Raw genomic sequence first — 17,567 nt, forward strand, 5'->3', positions numbered from 1 at the left:
GCGACAAGCTCCCGAACCTCGGCACCCTCACGCACGGGTTTCAATCCGCGCTCCTCGCGGTCACGAGGAGCGACATCATGGCTCGGGCCCTTGAGGCTCAACGTCAAGGTTTCAATCCGCGCTCCTCGCGGTCACGAGGAGCGACTGGACCAGCGTCTGGGCCCGGGTCTGCGAAACGGTTTCAATCCGCACTCCTCGCGGTCACGAGGAGCGACAAGCTCCCGAACCTCGGCACCCTCACGCACGGGTTTCAATCCGCGCTCCTCGCGGTCACGAGGAGCGACATCATGGCTCGGGCCCTTGAGGCTCAACGTCAAGGTTTCAATCCGCGCTCCTCGCGGTCACGAGGAGCGACTGGACCAGCGTCTGGGCCCGGGTCTGCGAAACGGTTTCAATCCGCACTCCTCGCGGTCACGAGGAGCGACAAGCTCCCGAACCTCGGCACCCTCACGCACGGGTTTCAATCCGCGCTCCTCGCGGTCACGAGGAGCGACATCATGGCTCGGGCCCTTGAGGCTCAACGTCAAGGTTTCAATCCGCGCTCCTCGCGGTCACGAGGAGCGACTGGACCTGTACCCGGAGGCGTGACCCATGGCGCAGTTTCAATCCGCGCTCCTCGCGGTCACGAGGAGCGACTTGCCGTCGGGCTTTCGCCCTGGTCGGCACAGGTTTCAATCCGCGCTCCTCGCGGTCACGAGGAGCGACGGGGGCCTAAACCAACTTTAGGCCCCCTAGGTGTTTCAATCCGCGCTCCTCGCGGTCACGAGGAGCGACGCCATTGCGGCCTCATCGGCCAGCACTGCGTCGTTTCAATCCGCGCTCCTCGCGGTCACGAGGAGCGACATACGCGTGCCGGCGCCAAACATTCAAGCGCCGGTTTCAATCCGCGCTCCTCGCGGTCACGAGGAGCGACCGGTGAGTCGCTTCGTTGCGGAGAACCCCGATTGGTTTCAATCCGCGCTCCTCGCGGTCACGAGGAGCGACACTCGGCCCAGCAGCAGCAGTCCCCCACAGGAGTTTCAATCCGCGCTCCTCGCGGTCACGAGGAGCGACAACCCAGCGTACCCGAGGCGGCCGGCGAGGAGCGAGTTTCAATCCGCGCTCCTCGCGGTCACGAGGAGCGACCTTGTCGGGCTCGGTGCCGTCCAGGCCCAGCATGTTTCAATCCGCGCTCCTCGCGGTCACGAGGAGCGACGCAGCTCCTGGGGAGACTGGACAACGGGCGCGGTGTTTCAATCCGCGCTCCTCGCGGTCACGAGGAGCGACTTTGATATGTGGGTCCAAGATGAACATCATTGTGTTTCAATCCGCGCTCCTCGCGGTCACGAGGAGCGACTCTGCCCTGCCAATGTACTGGAACCTCTGCGGAAATTGACCGGGTTCCGCGAACCTCTTTCCCGTGGCGCTCCCGCGCGACGGAATAGAACGGGTTCTGGCCCGAACCCTTGATGACTATTGGCGATTTCAACGAGCGCGAACCCTCGACGCAGCTTGCACCGGGAGAGGTTCGCGCTCGCCTTCGCCCTCTCCTGCGTCCCTCCCGCCGAGCGCTCTGCTCCCCCGTGGCGCCATAGCATCCCCTTTGCCTCCGCGTGCACCCACTCGGCAGGTAGAGAAGCCCAACAGTGCGGTCACTTTGGACACTCCCTTTCAACGACTTGCACTGTTCAAAAGGCGGACCTCGGCGGCGCGGCCCAGCAGGCGGGCGGCCGGGCCTGACAGGGCGAGCGGGAATCCCCACCCTTCGACCTGGAACCCCAAACCCGAGGGACGTGCACCATGTACACCAGCAGCCATGTGAACCTCCCCGCCAACGCCCGCGAACAGCTCGTCGATCTGCTCAATACCCTCCTCGCCAGCGCGATCGACCTGCATTGGCAAATCAAACAGGCCCACTGGAACATCCGCGGCAAGCACTTCATCAGCCGCCACGAACTCTTCGACGACCTCGCCAAGCACGCTCGCGAACAAGCCGATAGCTTCGCCGAACGCGCCGGCACCCTCGGCGGCTACGCGGAAGGCACCATCCGCCTCGCCACCCAGAACTCCCTGCTGCCCGAGTACGACCTCGAGGCCGTCGACGGCGATGCCCATATGCGCGCCCTCGTTGACCGCTTCGCTCGCTACGCCGCCAGCATCCGCGACGGCATCCAGCGCTCCGAGGCCCTCAAGGACCCTGTCACCGTCGACCTCCTCACCCAGTCCCTCGGCGACGTCGAGCTGGACCTCTGGTTCCTCGAGAGCCACCTCACCGGTGAGAACCGCCCCGGTGCCCCCCGCACACGCAAGGACCGCGACGCCGGCACCACGTCCCACGCCTGAGCCCGCTCCTTCCGCGAGCGCTCGGCGCGGCCTCGGCATATAGATGGCGTCCTCTCGCTGCACGGAGGACGCGGGCCATGACGGCGCAGAACCGACTCGATGGGAAGGTGTGCCTCATCACCGGGGCCACGGGTGGCATCGGCCTCGAGACCGCCAAGGCCCTGGCTCGCCTGGGTGCCACCACCCTGCTCGTGGGCCGGGACCCCGGTCGCACCCAGGCCGCCGTCGCCGCCGTGCGCGAGGCGGCCCCTGGCGCCACCGTGGAGTCCTTCCTCGCGGACCTGTCCTCCCTCCAGTCCGTGCGCGACCTGGCCTCCGCCGTCCGCGCGCGCACCTCCCGGCTCGACGTCCTCATCAACAACGCCGGCCTCATCCACGACCGCCGCCAGGTCACCGTGGATGGCTTCGAGGCCACCCTCGCCATCAACCACCTAGCCCCCTTCCTCCTCACGAACCTCCTGCTCGACCTGCTCCGGGCGAGCCCCTCCGCGCGCGTCATCAACGTGTCCTCGCAAGGACATCGCCTCGCGCGGCTGGACTTCGATGACCTCCAGAGCACGCGCGGCTATGACGGCATCCGCGTGTATGGCAATTCCAAGCTCGCCAACATCTTGTTCACCCACGCGTTGGCCAAGCGCCTGAAGGGCTCGCGCGTCACCACCAACGCGCTCCACCCCGGCGTGGTGCGCACCGGCTTCGGGCTCAACTCGCAGGGCTTCTTCAAGCACCTCATCAAGCTCGGCGCGCCCTTCATGCTCAGCGCGGAGCGCGGCGCGCGGACCTCTGTCTATCTGGCCTCGTCCCCCGAGGTGGCGGATGTCTCGGGGCAATACTTCATCAAATGCCGTCCAGTGAAGGCGTCGTCGGCCGCGCGCGATGACGCCCTCGCCGAGCGGCTCTGGCAAGTGAGCGCTCAGCTCACGGGAGTGCAGACATGATCGACCTGTACACGTTCCCTACCCCCAATGGCCGCAAGGTCTCCATCGCCCTGGAGGAGCTGAAGCTCCCCTACACCGCCAAGGTGGTGAACATCCTGCGCGGCGATCAGTTCAAGCCCGAGTTCCTGGCCATCAATCCCAACAACAAGATTCCCGCCATCGTGGACCACCATGGCGCGGATGGCCGCCCCATCACCGTCTTCGAGTCCGGCGCCATCCTCATCTACCTGGCGGAGAAGACGGGCTACCTCATGCCGTCGGATCCGCGCGGCAAGGCCGACGTGCTCCAGTGGCTGATGTTCCAGATGGGCGGCGTGGGCCCCATGTTCGGGCAGTACAACCACTTCACGCGCTTCCACAAGACGGCCGTCCCCTATGCCATCGAGCGCTATCGGGCCGAGTCCAAACGTCTGCTCAGCGTGCTGGACAAGCAGCTCGGCCAGGGTGAGTACGTGGCGCGTACGTTCTCCATCGCGGACATCGCCCTGTACCCGTGGGTGGCGGGCTTCCGCGACTACAACCCCGAGCTGTTCATCGGCCTGAACCACGTGCCCGAATGGCTGCACCGCATGGCCAGCCGCCCCGCCGTCCAGAAGGGCATGGCCGTCCCCACCCTCCCCAAGTAGTCCTCGATCGCCTCACGTCTCCATGGCCACGCTCGAACAGCTCCGCTTCGACAACACCTACGCTCGACTCCCCGCGGGTTTCGCCGCCCGCGTGGCACCCACGCCGTTCCCAGACGCCCACGTGGTGAGCGTCAACCCCGCCGCGATGAAGCTGCTGGGATTGGACGCGGCGGAGGCCCTGCGCCCCGAGTTCGCGCAGGCCCTGGGCGGCGGCCGTCTGTTGCCCGGTATGGAGCCCGTGGCCATGGTGTACGCGGGGCATCAGTTCGGCGTGTATGTGCCTCGCCTCGGAGACGGACGCGCGCTGCTCTTGGGCGAGGTGCGCACGGACTCCGGCGACAAGTGGGACCTGCACTTGAAGGGCGGCGGGCCCACGCCGTACTCGCGCGGAGGAGACGGCCGCGCGGTGCTGCGCTCCACCGTGCGCGAGTACCTCTGTGGCGAGGCGATGCACGCGCTGGGCATCCCCACCACGCGGGCCCTGTGCGTGCTCGGCAGTCAGCAGCCCGTGTACCGCGAGGCGGTAGAGACGGGCGCCATGCTGGTGCGGCTGGCGCCCTCACACGTGCGCTTCGGCACCTTCGAGTACTTCCACCACTCGGAGCAGACCGAGCAGGTGGCGACGCTGGCGGACCATGTCATCGCCACGCACTTCCCTCATCTTCAGGGAGAGGCGGACCGATACGCGCGCTTCTTCGAGGCGGTGGTGGAGCGCACCGCGTTCCTCTTCGCGCAATGGCAGGCGGTGGGCTTCGCGCACGGGGTGTTGAATACAGACAACCTGTCCATCCTCGGACTCACGCTCGACTACGGCCCGTATGGATTCCTGGATGACTTCGAGCCCGGCTTCGTGTGCAACCACTCGGACGCGCGCGGGCGCTACGCGTTCGACCAGCAGCCGCGCATCGGGCTGTGGAACCTCGCGTGTCTGGGTGAGGCCCTGCTCTCGCTCATGACCGAGGATGTGGCCCGCGCCGCGCTCGCGCAGTATCAGCCTCGGTTCGCGGCGCATTTCCTCGCGCGCATGCGGCGCAAGCTCGGGCTGCGTGAGGAGCGCGAGGAGGACCGTGACCTGCTCGAGTCACTGTTTGGCCTGATGGCCGACTCGCGCGTGGACTACGCCCGCTTCTTCCGAGCCCTGGGCCGCTTCGACTCCGCCGAGGGCGCGCGCCAGGACCTGTTGCGAGACCAGTTCCTGCCGCCCGCGGGCTTCGACACATGGGCCGAGCGCTACCGAGCGCGGCTGGGCGCCGAGGGCAGCGTGGACACGGAGCGTCGCGCTCGGATGGACCGGGAGAATCCCAAGTACGTGCTGCGCAACTGGGTGGCGCAGCGGGCCATCGAGCGCGCCCAGGAAGGTGACTTCGCGGAGGTGGATCGCATCCTCGCCCTCCTGTCCGCGCCTTTCGACGAGCACCCTGACTCCGAGGAGTACGCGGCGTCGCCTCCGGCCTGGGGACGACACCTCGCGGTCAGTTGTAGTTCCTGACGTAGGTATCTCCACAGACGGCTGGACTCCACTTCGCGGCCGGCATGGGCAAAGACAAGTCCAGTCCCTGAGCAATACGGCCATCGGGCTTGGGCCGCGCACGCAGGGCGGCGAGGGAGCTGGCGCCGCCTTTCCGTAGCAGATGACACCGGCGCGAAAGCGATTGAGCCCGTGCGAGCAGCACCCCACTCGCACGAACGCTCAGCTCGTATCAGCGCATGACAAGTGCGGAGCATACTGACCGTTTGACGGCCATCTTGCTCGATGCGGAGTTGACGGAACTGAACATTCGGTCCGCCGTGTCATATTCCAAACAACAGAGCCCTGACGACCCGAGTGCGGCATTAGAGGTATACTCATTCCATGCTGCTGGCTCGGCCTGACCGACTCTTGCGCTGGGATGTCCTGGAGGAACACCTCAGCGAGGCGGCGTTCCTTGGCACGCAGTGGGAGAGTGCGCTGACGTCGGCCCGCTTCACCCTGGAGGAACTCCAACGCGGCCTCGAGCAGCGGCTCCTCTTGCACCTGGAGGCACTGGCGGCGGCCGGCCCCATCGCAGCCAATCGGCTGTTGCTACCAGCCCTTGCTGGAGAGGAATCCGAGACCATCCGTGCGGCAGCCCTTGCCTTGCTGTGCTCGGGACCGACCTACGTTCCTTCACTGCTCCCCCTGCTCACTGACGGAGAGCCATGCGTGAGCACAGCGGTGCAACGAGCCATCCAGCTCAGGGGAGGAGAGGCCCTGGCGGAGAGCCTGAAGCCCCTGCTCGTGACCGGGCCGCCGCAAGTCCAGATGACCGTTCTTGAGATACTCCGGTTCCTGCAGGTATCTCCTGGGCCGGCGCTGACCACGCTCTGCAATCACGACGTCCCAGAAGTCCAGGCGGCCGCGCTGCGTGCTGCGCGCCTCTGGCCCGAGGCGGTGCAAGCACAACGGATACACGCTGCGCTCGACTCTCCCGTGACCACGGTCCGTGAGGCCGGGTTGGAGCTGGGGCTGGTGTGTGGCATGCGCAGAGCCTGGAAGGCTTGCCAGGAGTGGGGCCAGGAGAATGCCTCCTCGGGAAGCAAAGCACGACTCCTGTTGGCCTTGGGGGGCAATGACGCGGAACTCGCACAGTTGCTCCCGCTCCTGGAAGCTCCGACGCTGCGCCGAGATGTGCTGTGGGCGCTTGGCTTCAGCGGGCGCATGGTCGCGGCCAATGCCTGTCTTGCCTGGCTGAATGACCGAGCGTGCGGCGCGGTCGCGGCAGAGGCATTCTGTGCCATCACGGGATTGCGTCTGGCGGGTCCGTTCGTGAAGAAGACGGATGAGACAGAAGAGCCTGCTGGCACAGCGGGCGATGACGACGCCTTGCTGCCGGGTGCCGACGACGAGTTGGTGGCACCGGAGCCGCTGGCCATCCAGCAATGGTGGGCGCAGGCTCGCCTGAGGTTCGACCCGGATACGAGATACCTGGGCGGCCGACCCTTCACGCCAGATCGATTGAGCGAAGCGCTCCGGACCGAGCCCATGCGCCGGCGTGCACCCCTCGCGCTCGAACTGGCCATCCGGAGCCGGGGACGCCATCAACTCGAAGTGAACGCCTTCGCGCGAATCCAGGCACGGCAGTTACAGACGGTGCAGCCAGAAGCGCTCCGAGGACTCCACGCAAAAGCTTTCGCCACATGGATGAGTGCATGAAAGAGGTGTCGTCATGGGAACAACGGTGGGCGTGAACAAGATGTCGGTGGTCCACGAAGACTCCGGCGGAGTAACGGTTGCCGTCCCCGATGTTTGCAAGACGCCGAGCCCGGGAGGACCCATCCCCATCCCCTATCCGAACATCGCAAAGTCCTCGGATACGGCGCAGGGCAGCAAGAAGGTGGTGGTCGAAGGCAAGTCCGTGTGCCTGAAGGACTCGAACTTCAGCACCAGCACTGGAGACGAAGCAGGCACCGCCGGGGGCGGAGTGGCCTCCAGCAAGACGAAAGGCAAAGCCGAGTTCGTCAACTACTCGTTCGATGTGAAGTTTGAAGGCAAGAACGTGGCCCGGGCCATGGACTTGATGCTGCACAACGACAAGAACACGCCTCCGGCCCCGCTCATCCAACCGCCTGTCATCGCGATGGGGAAAGGACCCGACAGCATCCAGTGCTTGTGCTGCAAGAAGGATTACTGAGAGGCGGAGGACTCGGCTCATGCGGCTGACCGTGACAGGTCTGGGAATGACAAGCGCCGTCGGATACGGCGCGGTGGGCAGCTGCGCGGCCATCCGCGCGGGGGTCAGCCGCCCGCAGGCGCTGGATGGATTGAGGGTGGGGGATGGCGAGGGCGGCTCGCAGCCCGTGACAGGACATCCTGTGTCTGGGTTCGCCGAGGGCTTCTTTCAAGTGGGCGCGTGGCTGCGACTGGCTGCCGGTTGCCTGGCGGACCTGCGACACGGCGCCATGCTTCCCGCCAGCTCCGATGAGCGATTCTGGCACCGCACGGGGCTCACTGTCGTGGCGCCCATCATCGACAAGGCGCGCTTCTCCTGGTCTCTCCAAGAGCGTCCGGAAGCGCTGCTGGGAGACTTCGCTTATCGGCTTCTGCTGCTTCAGCAGCTGTCCATCCCACGAGAACAGGTGCGCGCGCATGCAGTGGGACACTGTGGACTGGCCCTGGCAGTGCAAGAGGCGAGTGTGCGTCTCGCCAACCGCCACGTGGAACGGGTCATCGTCCTGGGGGCGGACTCGTACGTGGACACGACCAGCCTCGAATGGCTCTTCCAAGGCAGACGCCTGAAGGAGCCGACGCGGCAGACGGGCCTCATGCCTGGCGAAGCCGGGGCCTGTGTCCTCGTGGAACAGGAAACCGATGCCCGAGCGAGGGGATGTGCCACGGACATCCGACTGGACGCCGTGGCACTCTCCACGCCGCCCTCCTCGGAGCGCCCTGCCCTCCCCCTGATGGGGCGCCACCTGGCGGAGGTCATCCAACAGGTGCTCCGCGAGTCCGCACAGGAGGCGCCCTTCCGAGGCCTGCTCGTGGTGGACCTGAATGGAGAGGAATGGAAGTCCCAAGTCTGGGGACACGCTCAGCTGGGATTGAGCTCCGTCGTCGCCTTCGATGGGTGCCAGCTCATTGTCCCATGTGAGGCGGTGGGTGAGCTGGGCGCGGCGAGCGGGCTCGTGGGACTGGCTGTTTCGGTGAGCAGCATGCTCCGCCAGGGCGCTGACGCGGCACGGTGCGCCATCGTCTGCTCGATTTCTGACTCAGGCCAGGTTGGAGCCGTGCTGCTCCGACGCACTGGCAAGAACTGATGGAGAGGAGTTCGTATGAGTGGAGCGAACGCGCATATCCTCAATCAGCACAAAATCCAGGCAGTCCTGGATCGGGCCAACGACTATCGCAAGAATGGTATCGATATCATTGGCGCCAACGATGGGAAGACCAACCCCGTCTACAACAACGACAGCAAGATCAAGAAGTACCTGAACCAGAAAATGGCGGAGGCCAGGAGCGAGGGAAAGCGCAACCTCCCGAAGACGACCATCGCGGGTGCGCAGTATGGCGATGACACCCATGCCGCCGGCTACCATTTCAATCACTTCGCTGCAGACAACGGTGGAACCCCCTATCCCAACGAGGGCCACCACATGCTGCCGTGCGAACTATTCCTCCAGAGAGAAGAAAGCGGCGACCCTGAAAAAGGCGGCCTCTTCGGGGAAATCGAACGGCAGATCCTCCTCCGCGTGAAGTATGACGTCAACAATGGCAACAATGTCATCTTCCTCCCCGCGGCCCTCAACCTCTGTGGCGTGCATCAACTCCCGTACCACGCAGGAAGCCACCCGGGCTATTCTTCAAAGGTGCGCGCGGACCTCAAGCGGATTGACGCAATGCTCAAGGACCAAGCCAAGAAGCTTTGCGAGACATGGAATCCCCCCGACTCCATTCCCGACCAATTGATGAAGTTGGAGAACAAATACTGGAACTGGATCGTCCTCTTCGGAGAGAGTCATCTGGATAGCATCAACAACTTCGTAAAGCTATTGGCGGAGAAGGTACCAACTCCCGACCAACTGACAAAGAGCCATTAGACACCTCTCCATTCAGCTCCCAGCCCCACTCATGAACTACTATCCCTGGCTTAACGCAGAAGACTCATCCTTCGCCTGGATCATGGCGACGCCCAACGTGCTGGCAAACAACCCCGACGAATACCTGCTCTACCGAGGGGTGTCTGTGAAGAGTTGGTTCCCAGCGAGCCCGACATTCTACCTGTCGAAAGGGCGCGGCATGGAGCTGACGGACTCCATCCCCAATGCGGTCAACCTCTGCTTCACCTCCGCGCGATTGAAGACGTTCATGGAGGAGCATTCAGGCGCAAGCCTTGAGTTTCTGCCGGTGCGCCTGCTCGATCAGAAAGAGCGACCCGTCCAGGAGCCGTATTACCTCATGAACCTGTTGGACACGCTGGACTGTGTGGACCTCGAGAAGTCCAAGTTCGAGCGGGCCGTGATCGATCCTTCCCTCATCATGACGTTCTTTCTGTTGGTGCTCGATGAGTCCAGGATCCCCGAGGACAAGAAGCTCTTCCGGCTGAAAGAGAGCCCCGAGTTGATCATCATCCGAGAGGATCTCGCGCAGGGAATCCTGGACACGGACCATAATGGGATGATGTTCCTGGAGATGCATGAGTACGGCAAGGAATGGGGAGGCCGTTGAAGTCCAGGAGGATGAGCCCTTGCTGACCGTGCAACATCATGAGGAGAACGCTCTCTACGCCCTCCAGCTCCTGGAGGCCCACTTGGATCAAGGGCAGCGCCCCGCCGAAGAACGGGAGCAGTTCCTCTTCCACATGTCTCGACATGGCCGGATCGCAGCCATCAGTGGCCTGCTGGTCCGCATGGATGTGCCCGCCTTCCACGACCGCCTTCGCCGCTCCGGCACCTATCGGCTGCGATTGCTCAGGGAGCGGCAGGCCGAGGGGCGCCCCTTCAACCACTTCACCGGGACTGGCCAGATTGCTCCCTTATGCGATGCACTCGCGGCAGGCGATGATGCCCTGGCGAAAGAGATTGCCGCGTTGTCCGCACCCTCCTGGGTGCGGCGAAAGGAGTTCGAGGACGACTGTCATTACGGACGCATCCTGGGCCTGCTCGCGTCCGACGGGTCACCCATTCCAAGTGATGCGGAGCTCCTCCTGGCGGACCTCGTCCGGAGCACGGGCGAAGACAGCGCGCCCCGGGTACGAATCTGCCGCGCACTGTTGGTACAGGAGCCAGAGGCTTTCCACGGAGCCCTGCAGGCGCTCGTCGAGGAGCACGGGGCACACTTCCGCTCCCGGGCAGGCTCGCTCGAGGCGAGTCAGGCCTACTTCCAGACGGAGCGCGCCATCTTCGTGGAGGGGCTGGCCTTGCTGCGACTAGCCATGAGACGGGGATTGGCCGTGGAGGAGCGAGAATACGCTTTTCTTCCCAGTCCTGCCTGGGCGAGGTGAGCGGACGGACGGCATTGGCCGTCGAGCCTGGCGTGTTGGTACCCGGGAGTGACTGGAATCCACCCACGCGCCTGTTCTAAAGCTGCGCGTGATGCGCGACCTCACGATTCCGTTGAAAGAGCTGAGCGAGTTCGACCTCCCCGCCGTGTGCATCGTCACCGGTCAGACGGAGGGCGTGGTCTTCAAGCCCGTGAAGTTCACGTGGTACCCGCGCTGGGTGAACTTCTTCGTCCTCCTCAACCTCCTCATCGCGTTGATCATCGCCGCGATCACCACGCGGCGGGCGAATGGCCAGTTGCCTTTCACCGAAGAGGCGTGGCGCGCGTGGCGGCTTGGACGCATCCTCTTCCCGGTGTCGTTGATCAGCGGCATCCTCCTCATCATCGCGGGCACCTGCTTGATGGTGGGGGAGGTCGTGCCCTTCGGGCTGATCGTCTTCGCGCTGGGCATCGCACTGCCCGTTGGGTGTCACTTCCGCTTCGTGCGGAACAAGGGCCCGGTGGTGAACCGGATCGACAAGGAGACCCTCACGCTGAGCCTGCCGAGCAGCGAGGCCGCACAGGCCTTCCAGGAGCGCCTCTATCCGCGCCGTCGGCCCCTGGCGAACCGCCCGACCATGGGGCGCGTGGGATGACCCTGCCCGTGCCTCCCGAGGGCGCCCTCTGCGGAGGCCACTCGGACATCGTCGCCACCAGCATCTGTCCGCGCTGTGGCGCCTTCATGTGCCCGCGCTGCGAACACCGCGTCCGCCCTGAGTCCGTGCCGATGTGTCCCGCCTGCTGGGAGCTGCGCGCCAGCAAGCTCCAACCCGCCCCAGGGCTGGGCGTCGCCCCCTCCACCGTGGGGCTCATCGCCGGCGTCATCGCGCTGATTCCCCTCTGCCCCATCATCCAGGTCGTCGCGCTGGTGCTCAACGTCATCGTGTGGATGCGCAACCGACGAGCCCCTCCTCCGACCGGCCGCTGGAAGCCGCTCGTGGGAATGGGGCTCGCCGTGCTGGGCTCGGGCATCACAGCCCTGGCCTATTTCGTCTTCAGCCGTCCGGACTGAGCCCAGGCGCGCGCGAGAATTCCCACCGCGCCTGGGGTTGCCCGTCCTCACCCTCCGGAACCACCGTTGCCGCATGGCGACGGACCTCACCCGGCTCCCCACGTACGCGCGCGCGGACGCAGTTCACGTGGTCATCGAGTCTCCCCGGGGCTCGACCCTGAAGCTCAAGTACGAGCCCGCGCTCCAAGCCTTCTCCGTGTCCCGGCCCCTCCCGCGCGGCCTCGGCTATCCGTTCGACTGGGGCTTCATCCCCGGAACGGTCGGCCCCGACGGCGACCCGCTCGATGCCCTGGTGTACTGGGACGACACGAGCTGGCCGGGCGTCGTGCTGCCATGCCGCCCCTTGGGTGTCCTCCTGCTCGACCAGCGCCCCAAGGGCGGGCCTCGGGACGCGAGGGAGCGCAACGACCGGCTCCTCGTCGTGCCCCTGTCCGCGGCCCGCGCCTCGGACCTCGGCTCGGTGATGGACCTGTCCGAGCGCGAGCGCGTCGAGCTGGAGCACTTCTTCCTCGCGACCCAGCGCTTCGAGGACAAGGACGCGAATGTCCTCGGCTGGGAAGGCCCCGAGGCCGCCTTGCAGCAGGTGCGGCACGCCGTGACGACGGAGCCATGAGATGACCAGGCCCACGCCCATCCGAGGCCTGGGGCCGGACAGCTCGCTGGGCGAAGCCGCCCGGCTCAGCCTCGCGGGCCGGCTCGCGGACGTGCACACCCACGAGGCCCGACTCCGACAAGGGCACGACGCGGACACCGTCCACGACCTGCGCGTCGCCACCCGCCGACTCCGCGCCGCCCTACATGTCTTCCGATCCCTGGGCCGGATGAAGACGCTGGAGCGAGAGGTGAAACGATTCCAGGACGCGCTCGGCCAGGTGCGGGACCTGCACGTACAAGCCGCGTGGCTGGACTCGGCCACCCACGAGCAACAGCCTCACGTCCAACGGGACATCACCGCGCTGCGCGACACCCACCTGTCCGACCAGGAAGCGCGGAGCCAACAGCTGTCCCGCGAGGTCCAGCGCTGGCACCGCTGCACCGCGCCCCGGCTGCGCTCGCGACTGAAAGACGTGAAGGATTCCCATCGCTTCATCAGCCGCCCCATCCGCCAGCAGCTTCGCAAGCGATTGCGCCGGGTGGACCAGTCCATGGCGCACTATGCCAAGGCTCACGACCCGACCACGGCCCACACGCTGCGCAAGGAATTGAAGAAGCTGCGCTACGAAATCGAGCTGCTCCAGCCCGCCCGCCCGATGCCGGACACCGCCCTCCAGGTGATGGAGCAGCTCCAGGATGGGCTGGGCGCACTGCATGACACGGACGTGCGCATGGAGCTGCTGGAGCACGACGCCGCCCAGGGCACCCCGCCCGAGCGCCGCGCCGCGCAAGCGCTCCTGCCCCGCGTGCGCGAGGAGCACGAGACGGATGCCGCCCAGGTGGCCCGTGCGCTCCGACGCTGGCACTCGGGCGCGCTGCCCCAGACGCTGCACGACGTGCTCACCTGAAGCGCGGCCCCCGTTGCACAATCCCTCCCAAAACGTTAAAAATCAGTAAATTCAGCTTTCATGGACGCAAGGGGCGCGTCCTCGGCACCCGCTCTGGGGGGAGCGGCGACCGGCCTCGTCCACCCCCAGGGGCCGACCATGAACCGTCGTGTGTCGTTGCTGCTGTGGTTCGCGCTGTCCAGCGTGTTGTGGGGGCCCGCCTCGGGCCTCGCGCAACAGCAGTTCTCCTATCGTCATCCAGACGTGCCCATGGGCAGTCCGCCGGTGACGACGGTGCGCGTGCTGTTGGAGCTGGGGAACACGACGTTCACCTCGCCGCAAATCACCATCACGCCCAGCGCCGGCACGGCGGAGACCTTCCCCGCCACGGACGGGCCGCATGACCTGTCGAATCGCGATCGCGTGTTCCTCCAGGGCATCGGGACGAACACCGTCATCCTCACGTACTTCGCGCGCAGCTTCCTGGCGATTCCGCCCAACCTCTGCGTCGTGAGCGGCACGGGCAACCCCACCCAGACGTATGACTTCTCCCTGCAAGGCTTTCCGACCATCACCGCGTACCGGATGACTGGCTATGCCGCCGCGTCGCAGGACGCGTGCTGGTGCGCCAAGCGGCGCGTGAAGACGAACCTGAACTGGGTCGTCGCGCCGCCGGGCGTGGACAAGGGCCGCATGCCGCAGGACATCGCGCTCGTGCTGGACCGCTCGGGGAGCATGACCGCGTCGGTCGTCGCGGGGATGTCTCGCTGGCAGGCGCTGCAGTCCGCCGCGGGCCAGTTCGTGGCCTTCTGGAAGCAGGAGGGCCTGGCCTCCAGTCGCTCCGGAGGCGTGGACCTGGGCAAGGACCGCCTCGCCATGTACCTGTTCTCCACCAGCGTCCAGCCGCTCAGCGCGGCCAGCCCCTATGTCGAGCGCGGCGCCACGGGGGCCGCGTGGGACGGGCTCGTCACGGAGCTCAATGCCGCCACCGCGACCGGCGTCACCGCGATGGGCGCGGGCCTGCGTGACGCCATCGAGCGCTACCAGGCCGACGTCACCGCGGGCCGGACGCTCAATGACCTGACCGTGGTGCTGATGACAGACGGCATGCAGAACCAGGAGCCCATGGTGAAGGAAATCACCATGGGCTCGCTCACGGGCCTCAAGACGCTCCAGTTCTCCACGGGCGAGGAGCCGCTCGTCGAGCGCTGCGTCCCCATCCTCTCCGTCCCCGTGGGGGACGTGGGCGTGCCGTGGGCGCAGTTGCTGGACCGCATCTCCCAGCAGACCTCGGGCAAGAGCCGGTTGACGCCCGCCATGGGGATGTCCGTCGCGCTCACCCAGACGCTGGTGGACACGCTGAAGGGCAACACGCCCTCCGCCGCGCTGCAGGTGCAGCAGAGCACGCCCGCGACGGCCGGCGCGGTGGCGCACCCGGTGGTGCTCGATGGCTCGGTGAAGAACGCCATCGTGGTGCTCGGGTGGCTGGGCACCTCGGACCTGGCCAAGGCGGGCCTCACGCTGCGCATCCTCCGGCCGGATGGCAAACCCGCGCAGCCGGTGGCTCGGACCGACGGGAACTTCTTCACCGTGCAGCGCGTGGACCTGCCCACCAGCGGGCCCGCCGGCAAGTGGACGATGGAGGTCACCAACAAGGTCGCGCAGGCCATTCCCTATCAGCTCTCCGTGTTCACGGAGGAGGCGGCGCTGGACTTCGACCTGCGGGTGCGCGGCATCCGCCATCCCGCGGGTGAGCCGCTCGTGCTGGAGGCGCTGGCGTTCCAGGACGGAAAGCCCGCCTCCCCGTCCGACGTCCAATTCAAGGTCGAGACGCGGGCCCCGCTCACGCCGCTGGGCGCGCTGCTGCGCGACACGAGCGGCAAGGTCTACACGGATGACATCAAGGGCCAGCGCACCGCCTACGAGGTGAAGCTGGACACGCTCATGAAGGACGGCAGCTTCCGCGAGAAGGCCCAGGCCCAGGTGAGCAAGACCTGGGAGATGGCGCCTCAGGACAAGGGGCGCTGGACGCTCGACTTCGCGGACACGACGGTGCCGGGCACGTACCGCTTCCTCGTCACGGTGGACAGCGCCCAGGGCCTGCACCGCGTGGAGACCGTGGAGGCGCACGTGGAGGTGCTCCCGCTGCCCAAGGCCACCGACTACAAGGTCGAGGACCTGGGGAGCGGACGCTTCCGCATCCGGCTCGTGCCGTATGGGGGAACGGGACTGCCGCTGGGCCCCGGCTTCCAGAATGAGCTGCGCGTGTTCGCGAAGGGCAAGGAGCTGCGTCACCCCGCCGAGGCCGGAGACAAGGCCGAGTTCCAACTCCAGGACCCGTACCAGGACGGCACGTACCTGGTGGACCTGGCGAACCTGAGCGCGGACCTGCCCATCACGGTGGTGCTCTCGGGCATCCCGCTGCTCCAGGGCACGCTCGCGAAGCTGGAGCCCGTGCCCGCGGGTTAGGCGCGCTCACGCCCGAGCAACCGTCGCGCGTGGGCGGCCACGGCCTCACCCAACGCGGTGGGGTGACGGACCTCGAAGTCGAAGGGCAGCCGCGCCAGCTCGCGCGCGAACCAGCGCAGGTCGTCCGTCTGCCCTCGCAGCAACACACCGGCCTCGGCGCGCTCCAGCACGCCGAGGCCCGGGAACACCTCGCGCCGCGCGGCCTCCAGGTCCGTGTGCAGCAGCACCTCCACCGCGTGCGCGCGCGGGAGCGTGGCCACGGAGACCGTGAGGTGCGCCAGCGCGTCAAAGTCAGGCGGGCGCTCGAAGGCCACGCCCAGCGACTGCACCGAGCGCACGCGGTCCAACCGGAACGAGCGCGGCTCGCGGCGCAGGTGGCAGTGGCCCACCACGTACCAACGCCCACTCCGGTACGCGAGGCCATACGGGTCGAAGTCGCGCTCGGTCTCCTCGTGCTCCGCGGACGCGTAGCTCAGGCGCACGCGTTGGCGCGCTTGGGCCGCCGCGCTCAGCGCCGTCAGCGCCGCGTTGTCCCGAGGCGTCTCGGGCGACCGCGACAAGTCCAGCCGCACCGTCTCGTCCACCGCGCGCACGCGTCGCTTCAGCGGCGCTGGCATCACCCGCTCCAGCTTCGCCTGCGCGCTGGCCACCGCGGGTGCGGCCTCGGCGAGCCCCAGTCCTCGCGCCGCCAGGAGCCCCACCGCGAGCGCCATCGCCTCGTCGTCGGTGAACATCATCGGCGGCAGCTTGAAGCCCGCCGCCAGCAGGTACGCGCCGTCCCGGCCTCGCTCCGCCGTGAGGGGGATGCCCAGCGCCTCCAGCGCGGCCACGTAGCGCCGCACCGTGCGACGGTCCACCTCCAGCCGTCGCGCCAGCTCGGCGCCGCTCATCCGCCCGTGCGTCTGGAGCAGCTCGAGCACCGTGAGGACGCGCGTGGTGGGGCGGGACACGAGGCCTCGTTCGAATGAGGGCGGATTCGGCCCTATATCGCGTCTAGGGTGCGCGCGCGCCCCCCGAGTCGGGTGGGTCCGCACCGAGGTCCGACGCATGACTCAGACAGCTCACCTGTGGCTCTTCTTCGTAATGGTGTTCGGCATCATCGTGTTGCCCGGCCTGGACATGGCCTTCGTGCTCGCCAGTTCGCTGGTGGGAGGACGCAAGGCGGGGCTGTCCGCCGTGAGCGGGGTGGTCGCGGGGAGCATGTGCCACGTCGCCGTCGGAGCGACGGGCGTGGCGGTGCTGCTCCAGGTCATGCCGGTGGCCTTCAACGCCTTGCTGTGGGGCGGCGCGCTGTACGTCGCGTGGATGGGCGTGTCGCTGTGGCGCGCCGGCGCGGCCTTCACCGCCCGCCCCCTGACCGAGCGGCGCTCCTCGTTCGCCACGTTCCGCCAGGGCGCGGTCACCAACCTGCTCAACCCCAAGGCGTACCTGTTCATGTTGGCGGTGTTCCCCCAGTTCTTCCGCCCCGAGTACGGGCCGCTGTGGCTCCAGACGCTCGTGATGGGCGCCATCATCGCGGTCACCCAGGTGGGCGTGTACGGCTCGCTGGTGCTCATCGCGGACCGGGCGCGCGGCTGGCTGGAGACGAACCCCGCCGCCAGCACCGCCGTGGCTCGGGTGGTGGGCTGTTTGATGCTGCTCGCCGCGGTGGCCACCGCCGTGGAGGGTTGGCGAGGCGTGTGAAGGATGCGGGAGGTCCGCGTTCGACCTGCGCGGGCACTGCCC

Annotated in this window: 17 protein-coding genes and 1 CRISPR repeat array (1 of these 18 running past the window's edge); of the genes, 16 read left to right on the forward strand and 1 reads right to left on the reverse strand. The window is 66.9% G+C overall.

Annotated features, from left to right (window positions below):
* Positions 1-1,336: direct repeats of the CRISPR family, unit length 37 nt; unit sequence GTTTCAATCCGCGCTCCTCGCGGTCACGAGGAGCGAC; it begins 1,794 nt to the left of the window's first position.
* A 443-nt stretch (positions 1,337-1,779) separates the two neighbouring features.
* From dps to JGU66_12340, 15 genes are all read left to right on the forward strand, one after another.
* On the forward strand, positions 1,780-2,322 hold the full coding sequence (gene dps, locus JGU66_12270) for a DNA starvation/stationary phase protection protein Dps (protein MBJ6761543.1): 543 nt from the start codon (positions 1,780-1,782) through the stop codon (positions 2,320-2,322).
* Positions 2,323-2,399: 77 nt separating this feature from the next.
* Positions 2,400-3,260 carry an SDR family oxidoreductase gene (locus tag JGU66_12275; protein MBJ6761544.1) on the forward strand — a complete coding sequence of 287 codons (861 nt, stop codon included), beginning with the start codon at positions 2,400-2,402 and terminating at the stop codon, positions 3,258-3,260.
* Positions 3,257-3,886 carry a glutathione S-transferase N-terminal domain-containing protein gene (locus JGU66_12280; protein ID MBJ6761545.1) on the forward strand — a complete coding sequence of 210 codons (630 nt, stop codon included), beginning with the start codon at positions 3,257-3,259 and terminating at the stop codon, positions 3,884-3,886. Before JGU66_12275 ends, JGU66_12280 begins: the two co-directional genes overlap by 4 nt.
* 22 nt (positions 3,887-3,908) lie before the next feature.
* Complete coding sequence (locus JGU66_12285; GenBank protein ID MBJ6761546.1) at positions 3,909-5,375, forward strand: YdiU family protein; 1,467 nt, start codon at positions 3,909-3,911, stop codon at positions 5,373-5,375.
* Between the two features lie 363 nt (positions 5,376-5,738).
* Positions 5,739-7,058, forward strand: a complete 1,320-nt coding sequence (locus JGU66_12290) for a TIGR02270 family protein (GenBank protein ID MBJ6761547.1) — start codon at positions 5,739-5,741, stop codon at positions 7,056-7,058.
* 13 nt (positions 7,059-7,071) lie between these two features.
* Positions 7,072-7,536, forward strand: coding sequence for a DUF4150 domain-containing protein (locus tag JGU66_12295; protein ID MBJ6761548.1), 465 nt, complete (start codon positions 7,072-7,074; stop codon positions 7,534-7,536).
* A 46-nt stretch (positions 7,537-7,582) separates the two neighbouring features.
* Entirely contained in the window at positions 7,583-8,659 is a 1,077-nt protein-coding gene (locus tag JGU66_12300; GenBank protein MBJ6761549.1) for a hypothetical protein, read from the forward strand.
* A gap of 15 nt (positions 8,660-8,674) precedes the next feature.
* The gene (locus JGU66_12305) at positions 8,675-9,439 is read left to right on the forward strand and encodes an AHH domain-containing protein (GenBank protein ID MBJ6761550.1); all 765 of its coding nucleotides are present in this window, start codon (positions 8,675-8,677) and stop codon (positions 9,437-9,439) included.
* A gap of 31 nt (positions 9,440-9,470) precedes the next feature.
* Positions 9,471-10,067, forward strand: a complete 597-nt coding sequence (locus JGU66_12310; protein MBJ6761551.1) for a hypothetical protein — start codon at positions 9,471-9,473, stop codon at positions 10,065-10,067.
* 19 nt (positions 10,068-10,086) lie between these two features.
* On the forward strand, positions 10,087-10,842 hold the full coding sequence (locus tag JGU66_12315) for an immunity 49 family protein (GenBank protein ID MBJ6761552.1): 756 nt from the start codon (positions 10,087-10,089) through the stop codon (positions 10,840-10,842).
* Between the two features lie 88 nt (positions 10,843-10,930).
* Positions 10,931-11,476 carry a hypothetical protein gene (locus JGU66_12320; protein MBJ6761553.1) on the forward strand — a complete coding sequence of 182 codons (546 nt, stop codon included), beginning with the start codon at positions 10,931-10,933 and terminating at the stop codon, positions 11,474-11,476.
* The gene (locus tag JGU66_12325; GenBank protein MBJ6761554.1) at positions 11,473-11,892 is read left to right on the forward strand and encodes a hypothetical protein; all 420 of its coding nucleotides are present in this window, start codon (positions 11,473-11,475) and stop codon (positions 11,890-11,892) included. Before JGU66_12320 ends, JGU66_12325 begins: the two co-directional genes overlap by 4 nt.
* A 73-nt stretch (positions 11,893-11,965) precedes the next feature.
* Positions 11,966-12,505, forward strand: a complete 540-nt coding sequence (locus JGU66_12330) for an inorganic diphosphatase (protein ID MBJ6761555.1) — start codon at positions 11,966-11,968, stop codon at positions 12,503-12,505.
* A gap of 1 nt (position 12,506) precedes the next feature.
* A complete protein-coding gene (locus JGU66_12335) occupies positions 12,507-13,394 on the forward strand; it encodes a CHAD domain-containing protein (protein MBJ6761556.1) in 888 nt (295 codons plus the stop codon).
* Between the two features lie 138 nt (positions 13,395-13,532).
* Positions 13,533-15,842, forward strand: a complete 2,310-nt coding sequence (locus tag JGU66_12340; GenBank protein ID MBJ6761557.1) for a VWA domain-containing protein — start codon at positions 13,533-13,535, stop codon at positions 15,840-15,842.
* Here the strand turns inward: JGU66_12340 and JGU66_12345 are convergent.
* On the reverse strand, positions 15,839-16,792 hold the full coding sequence (locus JGU66_12345; protein MBJ6761558.1) for a YafY family transcriptional regulator: 954 nt from the start codon (positions 16,790-16,792) through the stop codon (positions 15,839-15,841). The genes JGU66_12340 and JGU66_12345 overlap by 4 nt on opposite strands.
* A 97-nt stretch (positions 16,793-16,889) precedes the next feature.
* Here JGU66_12345 and JGU66_12350 point away from each other — a divergent pair, with 97 nt between their 5' ends.
* The gene (locus JGU66_12350; protein MBJ6761559.1) at positions 16,890-17,525 is read left to right on the forward strand and encodes a LysE family translocator; all 636 of its coding nucleotides are present in this window, start codon (positions 16,890-16,892) and stop codon (positions 17,523-17,525) included.
* Positions 17,526-17,567 lie beyond the last annotated feature (42 nt).

It is taken from the genome of Myxococcaceae bacterium JPH2 (assembly GCA_016458225.1).
Lineage (GTDB): Bacteria > Myxococcota > Myxococcia > Myxococcales > Myxococcaceae > Citreicoccus.